The 20,818-nt window shown below is 38.5% G+C and carries 18 protein-coding genes; 15 read left to right on the forward strand and 3 right to left on the reverse strand.

The genetic code is table 11. The features are described 5' to 3' along the window. Positions 1-34: 34 nt before the first annotated feature. Positions 35-613: a helix-turn-helix domain-containing protein gene (locus JEP36_RS07840; protein ID WP_151434082.1), complete on the reverse strand. Its 579-nt coding sequence runs from the start codon at positions 611-613 to the stop codon at positions 35-37. 184 nt (positions 614-797) lie between these two features. Here JEP36_RS07840 and JEP36_RS07845 point away from each other — a divergent pair, with 184 nt between their 5' ends. The 6 genes from JEP36_RS07845 to JEP36_RS07870 all read left to right on the forward strand — a co-directional run bounded on the left by JEP36_RS07845 (position 798) and on the right by JEP36_RS07870 (position 8,580). Further along, on the forward strand, positions 798-1,544 hold the full coding sequence (locus tag JEP36_RS07845; protein ID WP_160229926.1) for a sulfite exporter TauE/SafE family protein: 747 nt from the start codon (positions 798-800) through the stop codon (positions 1,542-1,544). A gap of 200 nt (positions 1,545-1,744) precedes the next feature. After that, entirely contained in the window at positions 1,745-2,932 is a 1,188-nt protein-coding gene (locus JEP36_RS07850) for an MFS transporter (protein ID WP_198630049.1), read from the forward strand. Between the two features lie 745 nt (positions 2,933-3,677). Continuing rightward, on the forward strand, positions 3,678-5,024 hold the full coding sequence (locus JEP36_RS07855) for an NCS2 family permease (protein WP_099075192.1): 1,347 nt from the start codon (positions 3,678-3,680) through the stop codon (positions 5,022-5,024). 127 nt (positions 5,025-5,151) lie between these two features. After that, positions 5,152-5,655 carry a GNAT family N-acetyltransferase gene (locus tag JEP36_RS07860; protein ID WP_198620184.1) on the forward strand — a complete coding sequence of 168 codons (504 nt, stop codon included), beginning with the start codon at positions 5,152-5,154 and terminating at the stop codon, positions 5,653-5,655. Positions 5,656-6,055: 400 nt separating this feature from the next. Then, positions 6,056-7,705 (forward strand): Na+/H+ antiporter, encoded by a 1,650-nt coding sequence (locus JEP36_RS07865; RefSeq protein ID WP_198630050.1) that lies wholly within the window; start codon positions 6,056-6,058, stop codon positions 7,703-7,705. A 2-nt stretch (positions 7,706-7,707) separates the two neighbouring features. Next, entirely contained in the window at positions 7,708-8,580 is an 873-nt protein-coding gene (locus tag JEP36_RS07870; RefSeq protein WP_198630051.1) for a carboxylate/amino acid/amine transporter, read from the forward strand. On the opposite strand, the gene metR is transcribed toward JEP36_RS07870, so the two are convergent. After that, positions 8,495-9,448, reverse strand: coding sequence for an HTH-type transcriptional regulator MetR (gene metR, locus JEP36_RS07875; protein ID WP_196533479.1), 954 nt, complete (start codon positions 9,446-9,448; stop codon positions 8,495-8,497). The genes JEP36_RS07870 and metR overlap by 86 nt on opposite strands. Before the next feature lie 106 nt (positions 9,449-9,554). On the opposite strand from metR, the gene metE reads away from it, so the two are divergent. After that, the gene (gene metE, locus JEP36_RS07880; RefSeq protein ID WP_198620181.1) at positions 9,555-11,828 is read left to right on the forward strand and encodes a 5-methyltetrahydropteroyltriglutamate--homocysteine S-methyltransferase; all 2,274 of its coding nucleotides are present in this window, start codon (positions 9,555-9,557) and stop codon (positions 11,826-11,828) included. Positions 11,829-12,008: 180 nt separating this feature from the next. Continuing rightward, positions 12,009-12,836 carry a hypothetical protein gene (locus JEP36_RS07885; RefSeq protein WP_198620180.1) on the forward strand — a complete coding sequence of 276 codons (828 nt, stop codon included), beginning with the start codon at positions 12,009-12,011 and terminating at the stop codon, positions 12,834-12,836. Between the two features lie 83 nt (positions 12,837-12,919). Here the strand turns inward: JEP36_RS07885 and JEP36_RS07890 are convergent, their stop codons facing one another. After that, positions 12,920-13,312, reverse strand: a complete 393-nt coding sequence (locus JEP36_RS07890) for a YidB family protein (protein WP_198626327.1) — start codon at positions 13,310-13,312, stop codon at positions 12,920-12,922. 590 nt (positions 13,313-13,902) lie between these two features. Between JEP36_RS07890 and udp the strand changes: the two genes are divergently transcribed. The 7 genes from udp (at position 13,903) to ubiB (ending at position 20,758) form a co-directional block, all read left to right on the forward strand. Then, the gene (gene udp, locus JEP36_RS07895) at positions 13,903-14,661 is read left to right on the forward strand and encodes a uridine phosphorylase (protein WP_196571057.1); all 759 of its coding nucleotides are present in this window, start codon (positions 13,903-13,905) and stop codon (positions 14,659-14,661) included. A gap of 152 nt (positions 14,662-14,813) precedes the next feature. Continuing rightward, positions 14,814-15,596 (forward strand): tyrosine-protein phosphatase, encoded by a 783-nt coding sequence (locus tag JEP36_RS07900; protein ID WP_198630052.1) that lies wholly within the window; start codon positions 14,814-14,816, stop codon positions 15,594-15,596. 69 nt (positions 15,597-15,665) lie between these two features. Next, positions 15,666-16,196 carry a DedA family protein gene (locus JEP36_RS07905; RefSeq protein ID WP_198620177.1) on the forward strand — a complete coding sequence of 177 codons (531 nt, stop codon included), beginning with the start codon at positions 15,666-15,668 and terminating at the stop codon, positions 16,194-16,196. 102 nt (positions 16,197-16,298) lie between these two features. Next, entirely contained in the window at positions 16,299-17,639 is a 1,341-nt protein-coding gene (rmuC, locus tag JEP36_RS07910; RefSeq protein WP_109372603.1) for a DNA recombination protein RmuC, read from the forward strand. Between the two features lie 83 nt (positions 17,640-17,722). Beyond that, positions 17,723-18,478, forward strand: a complete 756-nt coding sequence (gene ubiE, locus JEP36_RS07915) for a bifunctional demethylmenaquinone methyltransferase/2-methoxy-6-polyprenyl-1,4-benzoquinol methylase UbiE (RefSeq protein WP_075672293.1) — start codon at positions 17,723-17,725, stop codon at positions 18,476-18,478. Between the two features lies 1 nt (position 18,479). Further along, positions 18,480-19,121 carry a ubiquinone biosynthesis accessory factor UbiJ gene (locus tag JEP36_RS07920; RefSeq protein WP_075672295.1) on the forward strand — a complete coding sequence of 214 codons (642 nt, stop codon included), beginning with the start codon at positions 18,480-18,482 and terminating at the stop codon, positions 19,119-19,121. Further along, on the forward strand, positions 19,121-20,758 hold the full coding sequence (ubiB, locus tag JEP36_RS07925; protein WP_196533472.1) for a ubiquinone biosynthesis regulatory protein kinase UbiB: 1,638 nt from the start codon (positions 19,121-19,123) through the stop codon (positions 20,756-20,758). Before JEP36_RS07920 ends, ubiB begins: the two co-directional genes overlap by 1 nt. Positions 20,759-20,818 lie beyond the last annotated feature (60 nt).

The raw sequence follows: 20,818 nt of genomic DNA on the forward strand, positions 1-20,818 counted from the left end.
GAATAAAGCCATATTTTTATCGCAAATAAAAAAGCTAAGGACGATGATGATAATGCTGTTGATTGGGGCTAGACATAATGACGGATGCACGCAAATGCCCTTCAACACAAATATAAGAGTGAGGGGTATTACCATGAAAGGCGTAAAAATCACCTGTTTCGAGTAAGACCGTTTCATCATTGTCAAAACGCATCATTAATTTACCCGAATAGACCATGATGTGTTCTTGAGTTCCATCTGCGTGAGCTGGGCTATTGATGATCGCGCCATGCTTCATTTCGATATGCCAAATTTCAGTAATATTGCCGATACCAATACGAAATTTAAACTCTTGGGCATAATCACCCACGATAGGCTTATGTCGTTCTAAACGAGGATATTCTTCTCGTGTGAAACTAAATAAATCCCCTAACGGAAAGCCAAGCGCTATTGCGATAGCCTCTAAGGTATCGATTCTAGGATTAGAATCACCCGATTCTAATTTTGACAATGCAGCCTTGGATATTCCCGATTTTCTTGATAACTCATTAAGTGACAAGTTTCGAGACTGTCTTAATTGTTTGACTTTATTACCAAGGTATTCATTCGTTTTTTTAGGAGGTTGTGGGTTCATTGCCAATTCAAAATATCGTTAGTTTAAAAGAGTTATTCCGATTAGATAATAACACTAATTAACCGTATTCGGAAAAATGAGATCCTGTTTCTGCTGTATTTTGTGAATAGTCTTACGATCACTGTTCGATTTTTAATAATTACGCTAATATTCTTCATTAAATGATAATTATTCAAGGTTTATTATGATGGACTTACTCAGTTGGTCTGATCTTTTTATTTGCCTACTTACCTTATTCTTTGCTTATGTTATTTTCGGTATGGCTGGGTTTGGCTCTGCGTTAATTGCAGGCCCTGTATTAGCACTTTATTTACCTCTTTCAATGATAGTGCCTTTATTGGCATTAATCGATTTAAGTGCTGCCATAGTGAATGTTTTAAGAGATGGCAAACAGGCTGATTTTAAAGAGATACGCTATCTTATTCCGCTGATTATTATTGGTAGTCTGGTCGGTGCGACGATTTTATTAACCACACGACCTGATTTGCTTTCTCTTCTTTTAGGTATCTTTGCCGCTTGTTATGCCATTTATGCCTTGTTTTGGAAAAAACAAGAAAGCCAATTTTCTCAACGCTTGGTTTATCCTTTTGGGTTAATTGGTGGTGTATTTAGCGCATTGTTTGGTAGTGGTGGCTTTTTATATGCAATCTATTTATCAGGCAGAATTGCAGATAAAAACAAGTTTCGCATTACACAAACGACATTGATTGGCTTTAGCACACTAACGCGAGTGGTGATTTTCTTATTTGCGGGTATTTATTGGCAATTGGATATTCTTAAGTTAGCTGTCATTTTCTTGCCTGCTATGTTTGCGGGAGTTTGGTTAGGGCGAAATTTAACATTACGTATGTCGAAAGCTCGATTTATGAGTGTGATTTATACCATTGTATTGGCATCAGGTACTGTGCTTATTTATCGTTATTTTTCTTAAGCGTTGCAGGATAAATGACGGTGAAGTGAGAATATTGTGAAAGGCAAAGATCTTGGTGAGTCAAACGGAGATCTTTCTCTGATTAATGTTACTTTTTAAGCATGTTTATCTATTTCTTATCCCCTATAATAAAACAATATTTTATTTAACCACCTTCCTTTTATTACAGAGGTTTCTGTTATTCGCAGAAACAAAATAACATGTCACATCAAAATTATCGCCAATCTGAAGTTTTTGCGATAACAACTATCACGGTAAGTATTGGCGTTATCGGGATTGTTATCGGATTAACTATTCCTATGGTTGCACTGCGCCTTAATTTAGCGGGAATTAGTGAATCTATCATTGGACTTATTTCCGCTGCACCCGCTATTGGGATGTTAATTATTTCGCCTTTTGCTCGGCGTATTGTGCAATGGATAGGCAAACGCTTTGCCATGCTATTAGCAACCATTGTTTCTGCAATAAGCTTATTACCTTTAATGGGGAGCTTGCCTTTAGAGGTTTTATTTCCTCTACGATTAATCACTGGGATTGCCAGTGGTGTGATGATTTGTTTAGGTGAAACGTGGATTAATGAGCTTTCACCAGATAATAAACGTGGGCGGATTTTAGCGGTATATACTACGGTATTTACTATTAGCCAGTTATTAGGGCCTTCAATTATTGCGCTTTATGGCGTCGCAGATAAGACACCTATTTTAATTAGTGTCTTTATTCATATTATCTCTATTGTCCTGTTTTTAATGATGGATCAGAAAACAGGTGATAAATTACCGAAAGATACGCAAGAGCCTAATTTTTCTATTATCCGCTTTGTTAAAGTGGCACCCGCAATCTGTGGTGGTATTGTTTTCTTTGCTTTTTTTGATGGCACCGTACTTTCTATGTTTCCTATTTATGGCCTAAGTATGGGACACACTGAAGCTATTGCCGCAATGATGATAAGCGCTATTTTAGCGGGTGATGCCATTATGCAAATGCCATTTGGCTGGCTTGCTGATCATATGAACAGAACACGGTTATATCGAATTTGTGGTGTAGTGACTTTACTTGCAAGCTTATTATTACCTATCACTATGTCCCATATATTTTTGATTTGGCCTTTATTGCTGGTGTTGGGTGCAACAGCTGGTGCGATATACACCATTGCGTTGGTACAAATAGGGCAATATTTCTCAGGCAATGATCTGATGGTTGCTAATGCGTCAGCTGCGATGTTATGGGGAATTGGTAATTTAGCAGGGCCTTTGCTGGCTGGCGCGATGTCAGAAATTTCTTCATCTTCACTACCATTTTTATTGGTTGCTATGACAGGTTTATTCTTAGTTTCAACGATGGAACGTTGGAACCTAGGTGTTGAAGCACTCAATAGTAGCTCATCTTAATATTATTTCTTCTCTATCGTATTCCATTTAGGGTCAAAGTAATGCGATAGAGGAAGCCTTTCTTTTCTCGATTTCTAAATATTAAAAATTTATCTTATTGTTTTTTATAAATGATTATGATTATCTTTTGTAATTGTAACTATTTTAAAATTTATTAAGAATAATCTAGAAATGCTTATGCAAAACGGAAAACTATTTGCTAAAACTGCGCTTACTCATCTAACGTTAGAAGTAGAAGATGACACTATCTTCAGATAAAAATAGTGAATACTGCAAATCATTAATCGCCACACATTGGGAACGGGAGGTATTATTTATCTAAGCAACTTATTAAAGTTACTAATAATAGATAGATATACCTAGTTATCATATCGTGTAATATAAATTCAATAAAAACAATTGATTAATCTGTTTTTCTACTGTGAGATAAGCATGATATTAGATGATTGTACAAAAGTAGAATGATGAGGAAAGTCGGTAGCTGCTTTCCTCTTTTTCTTTTTTCTAACTTTAAATTATCTTTTTATGACATTTTTATTAAAAATGTATTTTTTCGCTTGATTCTTACCCTAAAAGCACCAGATAATCGTTTGCGTCAAATTCTCTCACTCAATCCACACGAAAAACCAAACGTTTGCTTTTGACTCCCTCTTAAGATTTTTCATCGACAAGAGGTTATTCTAATTGATACGTAATCGTTTTCGTTTTTTTGGAGAGTGAACCGTTTTTATGTCAGAGGAAAGTAATGTCTGCTAATCAATCAGCAAGCACAGGTAAACTGGATAGCTATTTTAAACTTACAGCACGCGGCACAACTGTTCGCAAAGAAATGATCGCTGGTTTGACGACATTTCTGGCTATGGTGTATTCCGTTATTGTTGTTCCTAGTATGTTAGGACAAGCCGGTTTTCCACATACAGCGGTTTTTATTGCAACCTGTTTAGTCGCGGGATTAGGCTCCCTTCTAATGGGATTGTGGGCAAATCTTCCTATGGCAATTGGTTGTGCTATTTCATTAACAGCATTTACCGCTTTTAGCTTGGTCTTGGGACAAAACATCTCTGTGCCCGTTGCATTAGGTGCCGTGTTTTTAATGGGGTGTTTATTCACCGTTTTCTCATTAACTGGCATTCGCACTTGGATCTTAAAAAATATTCCAATTGGTATCGCACATGGTGCAGGAATAGGGATTGGGCTTTTTCTGCTTTTAATCGCAGCAAACAGTGTTGGATTAGTGGTTAAAAACCCATTTGATGGTTTGCCTGTCGCAATGGGTAAATTTACATCATTTTCTGTTCTGATGTCACTTGCTGGATTGGCCGCTATTTTCGGATTAGAAAAACGTAAAGTGCCGGGTGGCGTTCTATTAGTGATTGTGGCTATTTCGATTATCGGCCTTATTTTTGATCCTAATGTAAAATATCAAGGCATCTTTAAAATGCCTCAATTAGGTGAAGATGGACTTTCTTTATTGTTTGCAATGGATATTAAAGGTGCCTTACAGCCTTTAGTATTACCGAGTGTTCTTGCGTTAGTGATGACTGCCATTTTTGATGCCACTGGGACTATTCGCGCTGTTGCAGGTCAAGCAAACTTATTAGATAAACGCGGGCAAATTATTAATGGCGGAAAAGCGCTGACTTCTGACTCTGTCAGTAGTATTTTTGCGGGTGTTATTGGTGCTGCACCGGCTGCGGTTTATGTTGAATCAGCCGCAGGAACAGCGGCTGGTGGTAAAACAGGATTAACCGCAACAGTAGTCGGTATTTTATTTTTACTGATCCTTTTCTTATCGCCTCTTTCTTATTTAGTTCCTGCTTATGCAACGGCACCTGCGTTAATGTATGTGGGTTTATTGATGCTAGGTAACGTCACTAAGTTAGATTTCAGTGATTTTGTTGATGCAATGTCAGGTATGGTGTGTGCTGTATTTATTGTTTTAACCTGTAATATCGTCACAGGTATTATGTTAGGTTTCGGCTGTTTGGTGATTGGCCGTATATTTGCAGGTGAATGGCGTAAACTCAATATTGGCACAGTATTAATTACTATTGCTCTAGTGGCATTTTATGCGGGTGAGTGGGCAATTTAATTTAAATAATCGGTTTTAAAGACAAAAGGCGGAATATATTTTTATTCCGCCTTTTTGCTATTTATTTCTCTACTTTTATTCGCTATTGTCGAAATTAAATCTAGTAATTAAATAGTTGGTAGAAGATATGCAAGAAATAAAAATACGCCATGGTGAACCTGACGACGCATCAGCAATTCAACAACTATATACACATCCTGATTTATATATTTGCACTTGCCAATTTCCTTATCCTTCAGTCACGATGTGGAAAAAAAGATTACTTGAATTTTCAGAACAAAATATCCCTAATTTTGTTGCAACTATTGATGGCCAAGTCGCGGGACATTTAGCACTGATAATCGATAATCATCCTCGTCGTCGCCACATTGTGAGTTTTGGTCTTGGTGTTGGTGCTGAATATTCCGGAAAAGGCGTTGGTAAATTACTTATCAATACAGCAATTGATTATGCTTTCAATTGGTTAGCAGCCACTCGATTAGAATTAGAAGTGTATTCAGACAACGAAAGAGGCTTACATTTGTATAAGAAATTGGGTTTTGAAGTTGAAGGTATACGCCGTAAAGCTGCTTTTAGAGAAGGTAAATATTGTGATGTTGTCATGATGTCGATGTTAAGAACAATTGAATAATCATTAGCATTACGAGTTAGCTCTCAAATTTAATCGCTATTGTCATTTATCTATTATTTTTTATTTAATTACTTAACGTTTTACGTTTTTATACGGTCTATTACATTGTTTAGACTGAAAAAGAGGAATAAAAACGTATGCTTTCTATAATTAATGCCGTTAATAAATAGAGAGCAATAAATAGCGTACAATGTGCGGTGTTAGATACGATTAGTCTTAATTTTTAAATATTCTCACAGAGTCTGAGTGGGATCTGTTTAAAATAAGCAGTGATGCATAGATAAAGAAATGTATGATGCGCGAATTTTACATAATATGTTTCTTTATTGTTCGGTAGGTTTTCCTTTTATAAGGGAAAGATGTCAGGTTTTCAGGATAAAAATAGGCATGTAAGGGTAACATGGAAATTTTCTTTACTATTTTGATTTTAATACTGGTGGTTTCAGTTTCGGGAGTTATCACAAAATTAATTCCCTTTCGTGTTCCGTTACCATTAATACAGATTGTGATAGGGGCTTTATTGGCATGGCCTCAGTTTGGTTTACATGTCACTTTTGATCCTGAATTATTCCTCGTTCTATTGATCCCGCCTTTACTTTTTGTTGATGGTTGGAAAACACCGACACGAGAATTTATCCAGAATGGGCGTGAGATTTTTATTCTTGTGCTTGTTTTAGTCATGGTGACCGTTGTTGGTATCGGTTATCTGATTTATTGGATGATGCCAAGTATTCCCCTGATTTCGGCATTTGCATTGGCGGCAGTACTTTCGCCAACGGATGCGGTCGCACTCTCTTCTATTGTTGGTAAAGGGCGAATACCAAAACGAATTATGGGCATCTTAGAGGGTGAAGCATTAATGAACGATGCTTCAGGTCTGGTTGCCTTGAAATTTGCGGTTGCTGTGGCAATGGGAACGATGGTGTTTACTGTTGGTGGTGCAACCCTTGAATTCTTTAAAGTCGCCGTTGGCGGATTACTGGCAGGTATCGGTGTCACCTTAGTTTACAGTAAATCTCTGCGATTAATGAGTCGTTGGAGCGGCGACGATCCTGCTACACAAATTGTCTTTATGTTGCTGCTACCTTTTGCCTCTTATCTTATTGCGGAACATATTGGTTTTTCAGGCATTTTAGCGGCTGTTGCTGCCGGTATGACTATCAGTAAATCAGGCGTTATCAGAAATGCACCTCTTGCGATGCGTTTACGTGCTGATAGCGTGTGGTCAATGCTTGAATTTGTCTTTAACGGTCTTGTCTTTATCATGCTTGGCTTACAGCTTCCTATTATCTGGACAAGCTCTGTTATTCAAGCCGATCTTGACCCAGAAGTTGAAGTCTGGATGCTGTTTGCAGCAGTTTTTGTTATCTACTTTGCACTGCTGATCCTGCGATTTACGTGGTTATGGCTAATGAAGAAAATGAGTCGGATCTTTATGAAAAAGCATCCACTTGATTTCGCTAATTACACAACGCGTGAGTTGTGGTTATCGTCATTTGCAGGTGTTCGTGGTGCAATTACATTGGCGGGTGCGCTTTCTATTCCACTCTTTTTAACCGATGGCAGCACTTTCCCTGGGCGTTATCAAATAATCTTTATTGCTGCTGGTGTTATTTTACTGTCGATTTTAGTGGGCATTATTTCACTTCCTTTCCTATTAAAAGGCGTGAAGGCAACTGACAAAGAAGCAGATAAAAACGAAGTTCGCTACGCACGTAAAGTAATGGCAGAAGTGGCAATTGTTAGTCTGAATAAAATGGAAGAGCGCTTAGCTGCAAGTAGTGAAGAGCAGTTGGATGCAGAAGAAATTAATGAAGTTGCTTCTCGTGTAACGGGTTATTTAAGACGCCGTACTGCGGAACAAGATGAAATGGTTCATAACGCGTTAGAAGAAGATCTCGAAAGGCGTTTTCGTTTAACGGCATTACGTGCTGAACGTGGTGAGCTTTATCATCTAAGAGCAACGCGAAAAATCAGTAATGAAACACTCCAATTATTGCTACATGAATTGGATTTAATGGAAGCACTGTTAGTAGAGAAAGACAGTTAATTATGTGGTTATTGGTTATTACAACACTATTATGGGCTGCTTCTTTTAGTCTGATCGGTGAGTATCTCGCCGGTCAGGTTGATAGCTGGCTCTCTGTTCTGATCCGCGTTTCTTTAGCCGCTTTGGTCTTCTTACCTTTCTTACGTTGGAAGGGGATCCGCTTTAAGGTGATTTTGCTTTATATGCTTGTGGGGGCTTGCCAACTAGGGATTATGTACCTGTTTGTCTTCCACGCTTATAACTATTTAACCGTCGCAGAATTTTTACTTTTTACCGTATTAACACCGCTTTATGTCACGTTAATTTATGATTTATTAGAACGTCAAAGATTACGTTGGGGTTATGCCTTTAGCTCATTATTAGCGGTATTAGGTGCGGCGATTATTCGCTATGACCATTTAAGTGATGATTTTTGGTATGGCCTGTTATTAGTACAACTGGCGAATATTTTCTTTGCGATTGGTCAGGTTGGTTATAAACGCTTAATGGAAGTTCATCCACTTCCACAACATCATGCTTTTTCTTGGTTTTATCTCGGTGCTGTTGCGGTGGCACTTGTTGGCGCATTGTGTTTTGCCGATTGGCAGAAAATGCCAACAACATCACTACAGTGGGGTGTTTTACTCTGGTTAGGAATTGGCGCTTCTGGAATAGGGTATTTCATGTGGAATTATGGTGCCACACAAGTTGATGCTGGAACCTTAGCGATTATGAATAACATGATGGTTCCAGCAGGGTTATTAGTGAATTTCTCTATTTGGCAACAACATCCGAATTGGCCAAGTTTCATCATAGGCGCGAGCCTGATTGTTGCATCACTTTGGATCCATCAACGCTGGATACGCCGACCTGTTTTACAAAAGGAAGATTGTTAACAGCGTGCTGGCCTGATAAGCGAATAAACTCACGGATCGCTGGTTGATGTTGCTCTCCACTACGGTTGGCAGCATATAACCGGCTCCATAATCCCTCACCTAATGTTTTTGTCACCACTAATCCCTGTTTTTCGAAATTCTCAACCGCCCAGTGTGGTAATGCCGCAATTCCCATGCCAGCTGCAACCATTTGAATTAGCAGTAATGTATTATCGACATGTTTGAAATGTGGCGTAATACCCGCGGGTTGTAGAAAATGACGCCATACATCAAAACGCTCTCGTTGAACGGGATAAATAAATAAGGTTTCTGCAATCAAGTCTTGTGGCTGAATATGCAAGCGATTAGCAAGAGGGTGATCTGGTGATAAAACTAATTTGACTTCATAGTCAAACAACGGCGTGTAGTGTAAACGAGAGTCATCTAAGATATCTGATGTCAGTACTACATCTAATTCACGTTGTAATAACGCAGGTTGTGGATCAAAAGTCACACCCGAATGAAAATCAACAGTCACTTCAGGCCATGTTTGGCGATATTGTTGTAATGCAGGGGTTAACCATTGAATACAACTATGGCATTCAATCGCTATATTTAAATTCACACTACCTGGCTCATTACACGCTTCAATAGCTCTACGAACGATAGGCAATACTTCTTCTGCTAATTTAACGAGCACTTCTCCTTGTGAAGTAAAGCGCAGTGGCTGGCTTTTACGCACAAAAATTCGATAACCAAGGCGATGTTCTAATTCACTAAATTGATGTGAAAGAGCCGATTGCGTTTGATGCAATTGATTTGCTGCGTTAGCAAGAGAGCCTGTGTGCTTTAAGGCTAATATCGTTTTTAAATGTTTTATTTCTATCATGAGAAACCTTCAAGTTATTGATGAAAAGTTTGCGCTTGTGATTTATACACTACCTGTAGATTATGGATGTGTAAACATCTAGACGGCTAAAAATAGGATTTTAATTATGACAATTCGCAATCACACACTCGGCTTCCCTCGTATTGGCTTAGATAGAGAGCTAAAAAAGGCACAAGAAAATTATTGGGCAGGTAAGATTTCACAGGAAGAATTAGTTGCAGTGGGTAAAGAGCTTCGTGCTCGCCATTGGCAACAACAAGCAGATGCGGGTGTTGAATTATTACCTGTTGGTGATTTTGCTTGGTATGACCAAGTGTTAGGGACAAGCCTACTGCTAGGTAATGTACCGCCTCGTCACCGTAATGAAGACGGCTCACTCGATCTTGATACTCTATTCAGGGTCGCTCGTGGTAGAGCGCCAACAGGTAAACCTGCGGCTGCATCTGAAATGACGAAATGGTTTAATACCAACTACCACTATATCGTACCTGAATTTCAGCAAGGTCAATCATTTACCTTTGCATGGAAAGAGCTATTAGACGAAGTCGATGAAGCATTAGCATTAGGTCATAAAATAAAACCTGTTTTACTTGGTCCGGTGACTTACTTGTGGCTAGGTAAAGTAAAAGGCCCTGAATTTGATAGATTAACGCTTCTAAAAGATATTTTACCTATCTATCAACAAGTGATTTCTGCATTAAAAGAGAAAGGTATTGAGTGGGTGCAAATTGATGAGCCTGCATTGGTACTGGATTTACCTGTTGAATGGCAAAATGCCTATCAAACAGCTTATCAAGCATTAACGGGACAAGTTAAATTACTGCTGACAACCTATTTTGATGGTATTTCTCATCATCTTGATATTATTAAAAACTTACCTGTTAATGGGCTTCATGTTGATATTTCAGCAGGGCAAGATGATTTGCAGCACTTACACCAAGCATTACCCAAAGATTGGGTACTGTCATTAGGTGTGATTAATGGTCGAAATGTGTGGAAAGCAGATTTAAGTGCACGTTATCAGCAAGTGATTGCGCTAAAAGGGAAACGCCCTTTGTGGATTGGAACTTCATGTTCATTACTGCATAGCCCAATTGATTTAAATGCAGAGACGAAACTTGATGATGAAGTAAAAAGCTGGTTTGCTTTTGCTGTTCAGAAATGTGAAGAAGTCGCTTTGTTAGCTAAAGCATTGAATGCACCAGAAGGTGAATATGATGAACAACTGACACAGTACAGTGCGCCAATTCGTCAACGTCAACACTCGACTCGTGTACATAATGCAACAGTTGAAGCTCGTTTACAGGCAATTGAAGCGCAAGATAGTGAAAGAAATTCACCTTATACCCAACGCGCAGAAGTACAACGTACTCGGTTTAATTTGCCATTATGGCCAACCACCACAATTGGCTCATTCCCACAAACAACAGAAATTCGTACTGTTCGTTTAGATTTTAAGAAAGGGCGTATCGATACGGCAGCTTATCGCACAAATATCAGCGAACATATAAAGCAAGCAATATCCGAACAAGAAAACCTTGGTCTTGATGTATTAGTTCATGGCGAAGCAGAACGTAACGACATGGTGGAGTATTTTGGTGAGCATTTTGATGGTTATGTGTTTACGCAAAATGGCTGGGTACAAAGCTATGGTTCACGTTGTGTAAAACCACCTGTGATTATCGGTGATATTAGTCGCCCAGCCCCTATTACCGTGGATTGGGCAACTTACGCACAGTCGTTAACTGAAAAGCCAGTCAAAGGCATGTTAACAGGCCCTGTGACAATTTTATGTTGGTCTTTCCCTCGTGAAGATGTGACGCGTGAAACGATTGCAAAACAGATCGCGTTAGCACTGCGTGATGAAGTGGATGATTTACAAAAAGCAGGTATTGGTATTATTCAAATCGATGAGCCTGCATTACGTGAAGGATTACCACTGCGCCGTAATGAGTGGCAGGCTTACCTTGATTGGGCAGTCGATGCCTTTAAATTAAGTGCCGCCATTGCTGATGATGAGACACAAATCCATACCCATATGTGTTATTGCGAATTTAATGACATCATGGATTCAATCGCAGCGCTGGATGCGGATGTGATTACAATCGAAACATCACGTTCAGATATGGAATTACTAGAAGCTTTTGAGCACTTTGATTATCCAAATGAAATTGGACCAGGTGTTTATGACATTCATTCACCTAATGTGCCAAATGTGGAATGGATCGTTGGATTATTAAGAAAAGCGCAATCGCGAATTCCAGCAGAACGTTTATGGGTAAATCCAGATTGTGGATTAAAAACACGAGGCTGGCCTGAAACACGCGCAGCATTAGCGAATATGGTTGAGGCGGCTAAATATTTGCGTCAGAACGCGTAATAAAAGAATTAATTGTTTATTAGCCTGTTATTTTTGAACTGTCACTTTAGATAAGTCGCATAGTCAAAATAGCAGGCTAACTTTATATAAAATTAAAAAAAAGGCATTCATTAAAACCCAGAGCAAATCTTATTATTGATATTCTTGATCGTTGCTATACTGCGAAAACTCTTTAATTTTATGGATATAATTATTGTGCAAACTAGCATTAAACTTTCGGATAAGGTATTAGATGCTTTTCCAACTCGACCTTTGAAATTAGTTCCACTAAGAGGAGACGGTGGATTATTTCGCACCTTATTCTTAGTTATTTTCATGTTAGCAATGACTGTATTTAGTGCTTATCAAATTCCCAATATTCTTTATGATTATAAAATCAGTGAGAATGCAGTACCTGTTGATGCTACGGTGAATGGCTCTTGTCGCTCTCAACTCTTTGTTCTGACTAACTGTAGTGTTGATTTACGTTATAAAGGCAATGAAGTTTCGCGTAATTTTACTTTTTTAGATTTAGGCCCTAAAGATGTGTTAGTTGAACCCGTCGCTGATGCAAATGATCTCAGTAAAATGACCGTTGATGTGGCGATAGATAATATTTGGCTTCGCTTAATGAGTACGATTATTTTTATCGGCTTGTTTGGTTTTAGTGTGATCTTTTTTATTTATCGTCAAATACTGATCAGTAAAGTAAAAAAAGCATTATTATCAGTAGGCACTCAACCTTTAAAGTTAATAGCCATTCCCGCAAAAATGGTTGTGAGTAATAAGCAATTTATTGCAACTTATCATCTTAATTTAGAGGGTAAAGATATTCGTATTGCTTATTCAGGGAATAAGAAAACACCGCCTATTGTGATTGAGCAAAATGGAAATACCTACGTATTAGCCGTTTATTCACCACAACAAAATATCCCTTATGCTTTGGATGTACCTTTAGAACGTATTCAGGCAACACCTGAAGAAAAACAACGTTTTCATGAAGCGTTGATTGAAGAAGGTTTGCTGTAATCAAATTTGATTATTAAGAACGTGATGCGTTTTCTCTTATGGGATGGGATGTAAGGGAAAACGCATTAAAACAGTTTGTTTATTTATCCACCGAAAATCTTCGCTTTTAAAATATCCATTCCCGCACTGACTAAATCTAAGTCTTTAGGTACAACGCCATCAGGTGTGACTTTATCAATTAATTTAGGTAAATATTGCGCGGCCATTTCAGAAGCTTCTGTCGCATTTAAATTAATTTTCGCCGCAAGATCATTAATCACTGGAGATGAAAAAACAGCGACGATTTGCTCTGCACTGATCGGTAAATTGGCGTTGGTACTTATCCATGATTGAATAAGCTCACTTAAACCCGCGGTATCAAATTGCTTTACTAAGCCTTCAATGCCACCTTGAGATCCAACCCACTCAAGGACGGTTTTGTATTGATTGATTTTTTCGCCGCCTAGTAGGCTCGCAATTTGGTTAAATAAGCTCATGTTCACTCCAGTGACGATGTGTTTGTCACATTAGATGTTTGTTTTAAGGGCGGGTAGTGTACGCGCTATGCTCGTTATACTTCAAGTTACTCGTCATACTTCAAGCTACAGCGTTGTTGACTTCGTTTATTCGCACTAGTCACATACTGATGTATGCTTCTAGCGACTCCTTCACTTGTCGCCTAGCCACTCGTCATACTTCAAGGTGTAGCGTTGTTGACTGCGTTCATTCGCACTAGTCACATACTGATGTATGCTCCTAGCGACTCATTCACTCGTCGCCTAGCTACACCTCGAATTATTTAGAGTGTATATATTGAGGTATTTATATTCGATAATGTATTTATCGCATCTATACTGATGAGAGAAATGTTTACTTTAGTTAATGATTGATGCTGGCGAATATTGATAATGTATTCGTGGATAATGTATTTAAAATGTCACTTTTTGTGATAATAATCACAATTTTATGAAATTGTTACTTTGTTTGATGTCCTGTAGGTGATGTTTATCACTAAAAAGGACTGAAAAACTGATACAGTAACTTTTAATTTAATGATCATTGGTTTTGTCCCATTGAGGAGTCCGATATGTCTGATGTATTTCACTTAGGTTTAACCAAAAATGACCTACAGGGTGCCACTTTAGCAATTGTTCCAGGTGATCCTAAGCGTGTTGAAAAAATTGCAAAATTAATGGATAACCCAGTTCATCTGGCTTCTTTACGTGAATACACGTCATGGCGTGGCGAAATTGATGGCAAAGCTGTCATTGTTTGTTCAACAGGTATCGGTGGCCCATCTACTTCTATCGCTGTTGAAGAATTAGCACAGCTAGGTATCCGTACTTTCTTGCGTATTGGTACAACTGGTGCAATTCAAGAACATATCAATGTAGGTGATATTCTTGTAACTACGGCTGCGGTTCGTTTAGATGGCGCAAGCTTACATTTCGCACCAATGGAATTCCCAGCTGTTTCTGATTTTGAATGTATGAACGCACTGTACAAAGCCGCTAAAGACAATGGCTCCACTGTACACGTCGGTATTACTGCATCTTCAGATACATTCTATCCAGGACAAGAACGTTACGACACCTATACAGGTCGTGTTGTTCGCCGTTTCAAAGGCTCTATGAAAGAGTGGCAAGAAATGGGCGTAATGAACTATGAAATGGAATCTGCAACATTATTGACAATGTGTGCAAGCCAAGGTTTACGTGCAGGTATGGTTGCGGGTGTTATCGTAAACCGTACTCAACAAGAAATTCCAGATGCGGAATTACTGAAGAAAACTGAGAATAATGCACTCGGTATCGTGATTGAAGCGGCTCGTAATTTAATGAAATAATATTTCGAATCGCTGATAGAAGCCCTTAATACGTAAGTGTTAAGGGCTTTTTTTATGCAATAATTCATTAGCTTAATATACTATGTCAATAGAACTGCATTTTTGATAATGTAATTGAGAATTATTTACAACACAACAATGAGAAAATAAATATGACTGATATTTTGCAGACACACCCTTCAGTGTTGCCTTTAACCGGTGGAATTAACTTCCGTGATTTAGGAGGTAAAAAATTAAGCAACGGTGGTATTATCAAGCCAGGTATGTTATTTCGAGCTGGAGCACTGGATAGGCTGACGGATACGGATCAATCCCTTCTTATTGATAAAAATCTTTTTCAAATCATTGATTATCGCGATAGTGGTGAAATTGTTGATAAACCAGACCGTATCTGGGAAGGTGCGCAATATTACCATGCTCCTGCAAACCCGCTATCCAAAGAAGTTTCTGCAAACCTTGAAAAGCTGACTCCTGAAATACTTGAGCAATTTGATGCCAAAGCTTTTATGTTTCAGTTATATAAATTACTTCCTATTAATAACCCTGCATATAAACAATTGGCAACATTATTAAAGCAACCTGAGAAAGGGGGCGTTGTGCAACATTGTGCTGTGGGTAAAGACAGAACAGGTGTTGGCTCTGCTTTAGTGTTATTTGCGCTGGGTGCATCTTTAGATGTAGTGATGGAAGATTACCTACTTACCAATGAAACATTAGCGCCTTATCGCGCTTATCTTTTAGAAGAACATGCTAAAACAATGAGTGATAACATTGTTGATAAATTTGCCTATGTTTATTCAGTACAAGAAGAGTTTCTGCAAACAGCATTGGCGAGTATTAATCAGCATTACGGTAATGTGGATATTTGGCTAGAGAAAGATATCGGTCTAGATGCGTCTAGCCGAGATTCCTTACAAAATTATTTTCTCGAATAATAAAGTGATTTATATTCGGTTAATCAATTTATTATTTCACTTAGGTTAACCGAATTTAAGGTCTCTATTTTGACAGTACAAGACATTATTCATACCATCACTCTCTTTGTAAAAGAGCACGAAGTCTGGGCTATTCCGATCGTGTTTTTTCTTGCTTTTGGTGAGTCACTTGCATTTATCTCTTTGCTTATTCCTGCCACAGTTATTTTATTGGGATTAGGTGCTTTAATTGGTGAGAGTGGTCTGTTTTTCTGGCCGATTTGGCTTGCTGCTGCATTAGGCGCTTTCTTTGGTGATTGGGTATCCTACTGGGTAGGATTTCACTATAAAGATGGGGTGAGAAACTTGTGGCCCATTTCACGTTCACCACAAACATTAGTTAGAGGTCATCAATTCTTTAATCGTTGGGGAATTTGGGGGGTGTTTATTGGACGATTTTTTGGACCTTTTCGTGCAATTGTCCCATTAGTTGCGGGTATTTGCGCAATGCCACAACGTTATTTTCAAATTGCTAATTTAATATCAGCGATGATTTGGGCATTTGGTATTTTGGCGCCCGGTGCTTTTGGTTTGCAATGGCTTGCGAAATGGATGGGATAACTGCGTCCTTTATCGCAAATCAAGTCATGATGTAAATTGTTGCTAGACAATATTACCTATGCGTTTTAACGTAGCCCGCTGGAAAGTAAAAAGGTCACTTTAGTGGATATTCAGTTGTTATACGGGATCATTGGTTTATTAGGTGGAGTGCTTGTTGGCGGCGCGCTGGTTTGGTGGTCTATCCAACAACGTTTATCCGATAAAGAAGCCATGCTACGTGAAAATCATACACAGCTTGCTATCGCCCAAGAAAAAGCGGTGATTATCCCCTCTTTACAACAAAATATAGAACAGCTAGAGCAAGAATTACGTGCTCAGAGAGAAATTATTACTTCTCAAGAAGCTGAATTAAGAGAAGTGACAACTCGTTGGGAAGAAAGCCGAATATCCGCAGAAGAAAAACAGCGATTATTAATTAATAGTGAGCAACGGCTTGCAACACAGTTTGAGAACTTAGCTAATCGTATTTTTGAACAGAGTGGGCGTAAAGCCGAAGAGTTAAATCGCCAAGGATTAACCCATTTACTGTCACCATTTCGTGAGCAACTCGAAAGCTTTCGGCGACAAGTTCAAGATGGTTTTGGGCAAGAAGCCAGAGAGCGACATACTTTGGTTCATGAAATTCGCCAGCTCCAACAATTAAATGTAAAAATGGCGCAAGAAGCCGTTAACCTAACCAATGCCCTCAAAGGGGATAATAAAGTTCAAGGTAACTGGGGTGAAACGGTATTAGCACGTATATTAGAATCGTCAGGGTTACGCGAAGGTCATGAGTTTGAAACACAGGTGAGTATTCGTCATGAAAATGGTGGGCGTTATCAACCTGATGTCATTGTACATTTACCTCATGGCCGAGATGTTATTATCGACGCTAAAATGTCGCTGGTGGCGTATGAAAAGTATTTTAATAGTGAAGATGATAATCAACGTAAGCAGGCGCTTTGTGCGCATGTAAACTCAATTAGAGCGCATATTAAAGGATTGAGTGTAAAAGATTATCATAAACTACCGGGTATAACGTCTTTAGACTATGTTTTAATGTTTATACCTATTGAGCCCGCTTATCTTGTTGCAATTGGTCATTCTCCAGACTTGCTAGAAGAAGCATTGAAAAACAATATTATGTTAGTTGGGCCATCTACTTTACTTGTTGCTTTGCGTACAATAGCCGCATTGTGGCGTTATGAATATCAAAGCCAAAATGCGCAAGAAATTGCAGACAGAGCGGCTAAAATGTATGACAAATTAAGACTTTTCGTTGATGATATGCAAGGGCTAGGAAATAGTATTCAAAAAGCGCAATCTGGCTATCTATTAGCGATGAAAAAACTCTCTGAAGGTCGTGGAAATCTTATCAGTCAAGCGGAAGGCTTTAAATCCTTAGGGGTTGAGATAAAAAAAACGATTGATAATGATCTCATTGAAAAATCAGCATCTGATTGATTTAATAAAATAAAGAGATAAAGACTTCTGAAAACGGCCAGTACTGAATTTACTAAATTTTGATTAATTAGCGGGCAAATAATATGACTCAACAAACTAAGGAAACAACAGATTTTGGTTTCCAAACCGTTGACAAAGATGATAAACAAACCATGGTTGCAAGGGTTTTTCACTCTGTCGCGTCTAAGTATGATTTAATGAATGACTTGATGTCTTTTGGTGTTCACCGTATCTGGAAACGCTATACCATTGAAGCGAGTGGTGTAAGACGTAACCAACGTGTTCTTGATCTTGCGGGTGGTACTGGTGATTTAACAGCTAAATTTTCTCGTCTCGTGGGCGAAAATGGGGAAGTTGTTTTAGCTGATATCAATGACTCAATGTTGAAAATGGGTCGTGAAAAGCTACGCGACCACGGTATTGTCGGCAATGTTAACTATGTGCAAGCAAATGCTGAAGAGTTACCTTTCCCTGATAACCATTTTGATTGCATTACAATCTCCTTTGGTTTACGTAATGTGACTGATAAAGCAAAAGCTTTACGCTCAATGTTCCGTGTATTAAAGCCAGGTGGACGTCTGCTGGTGTTGGAATTCTCTAAACCTGTTCTTGATCCTTTAAGTAAGATTTATGACGCTTACTCTTTCCATATCCTACCTAAAATTGGTCAAGTGATTGTGAATGATGCTGAAAGTTACCGTTATTTAACGGAGTCCATTCGCATGCATCCAGACCAAGAAACACTAAAAGGTATGATGGAAGAAGCAGGATTTGATCAAGTTACCTATACCAATATGACCGGAGGTATAGTTGCATTACACAAAGGATTTAAATTCTGAGATGGAAAAAGCCACTTTTTCTCATGATATTGCTTCTCAAGTACTGTATCCGCTGCTAACCGCATCCATGGAGACAGCGCTTAATCACGTTTTATATCAGGAAAATGTGCTTAAACCTGCCCGCAATCGCCTTGCGGGCAAAGTGTTGGCGCTTTCTATCAATGAGTTTCCTCGTTCCATCTACTTAGTCTTTAGCGAACAACAAGTTGATGTATTAAGTCAGTGGGATGATGAAACCGATTGTTTGATAAAAACAAAACTATTAACACTGATTAAGCTTCGTGATCGTCAAAAAATGTCAGAACTGATCAACCGTGGTGATATTACTATTGATGGTGATATGCAGGTTGTTCAAAATTGGTCTGCATTATTAGATATGGCGCAGTGGGATCCCGCGCAATATTTAGCTCCTTATATTGGTGATATTGCGGCGCAAAGTCTGACTGTTGTTGCAGGAAAGGGCGTTCAGTTATTTTCTTCACTCTTAAGTCACCAAAAAGACTATTTACGTGACGCGTTAATTGAAGAGTGGAAAACCGCACCTAGTGCATTAGAAACAGTCCATTTTTATGATGAAATAGAAGAACTTGCACAGCAAACCGCCGAACTGGAAAAACGGTTAGGCACATTGGAGAAAAAATAATGCTCCTTAGTGAGTTAAAGCGCCTCTATCATATTATTCAGGTATTTTTATCTTATGGGCTTGATGAGTTAATTCCTAAACACCGAATTACTTTACCTGTAAGATTAGGATGCCGAGCACTATTTTGGATCAAAAATAAACATCCAGAAAAACCATTAGGTGAACGCTTACGACTCGCATTGCAAACATTAGGTCCTGTTTGGATTAAATTAGGCCAAATGTTATCAACTCGACGTGATCTTTTCCCTCCTCAAATCGCTGACCAGCTTGCTTTATTGCAAGATAAAGTAGCTCCTTTTGATGGTAAGAAAGCACGACAATATATTGAAAACTCATTTGGTTGCCCTATCGACCAATGGTTTGATGATTTTGATGAAACTCCACTCGCTTCCGCTTCTATTGCGCAGGTTCACACTGCAAAATTAAAAGAAAACGGCAAAGAAGTGGTACTAAAAGTTATTCGTCCCGATATTCAACCAGTGATCAAAGCGGATATCCGTTTGATGTATCGCTTGGCAAATCTATTACCGTTTTTACCTGATGGTCGTCGTTTACGGCCAAAAGAGGTGATCCGCGAATACGAGAAAACATTACTTGATGAGCTAAATTTACTGCGTGAAGCTGCGAATGCTATTCAGCTACGTCGTAATTTTGAAAATAGCTCAATGTTGTATATTCCTGAAGTGTATTCAGATTATTGCCATGAAAACGTGATGGTAATGGAGCGTATTTATGGTATTCCCGTTTCTGATATTGAAGCGTTGAATGCACAAAAGACAAATATGAAGCTTCTTGCAGAGCGTGGTGTAAAAGTCTTTTTCACTCAGGTGTTTAGAGACAGTTTTTTCCATGCTGATATGCATCCTGGTAATGTGTTCATTAGCTATGATCACCCTGAGAACCCATATTATATCGGTATTGATTGCGGTATTGTTGGCTCATTAAATAAAGAAGATAAACGCTATTTAGCTGAAAACTTTTTAGCTTTCTTTAACCGTGATTATCGAAAAGTTGCAGAATTACATGTTGATTCAGGCTGGGTGCCGGCAGATACCAATGTGGAGGATTTTGAATTTGCGATCCGCACTGTGTGTGAACCGATTTTTGAAAAACCACTTTCTGAAATCTCATTTGGACATGTGTTACTTAATCTTTTCAATACAGCACGTCGTTTCAATATGGAAGTACAACCGCAGTTAGTTTTACTTCAAAAAACATTGCTTTATGTTGAAGGGCTTGGACGCCAATTATATCCACAATTGGATTTATGGAAAACGGCAAAACCTTTCTTAGAAGATTGGTTGCATAGTCAAATTGGTATCACGGCATTAATGAACGGTATCAAGAGTAAGGCACCTTATTGGATTGAAAAAATGCCAGAGATACCAGAGCTGGTTTATGATAGTCTGAAACAACATAAAAATATGAAGTTAACGCTAGACAAATTGACGGAACAAATAGGTTCTCAAAGAGTCAAACAGAGACAGTCTTTATTTTTATTGGGTATAGGTACAACACTGTTTTTATGCGGTAGCCTGTTTTTTGTTTCTGGTTTTAAAACATTATTCAGTGTTTTTATCAGTTTAGGTCTTCTTGCATGGATTTTGGGTTGGTTTAGATCTGGTAATGCACAATAAAAACACATCAAAGTTTGTCTTTGAGCAAGTTAAAAGATGAATTCGAGATTCCCGAAAATT

Source organism: Proteus sp. PR00208 (assembly GCF_016238545.1).
GTDB lineage: Bacteria > Pseudomonadota > Gammaproteobacteria > Enterobacterales > Enterobacteriaceae > Proteus.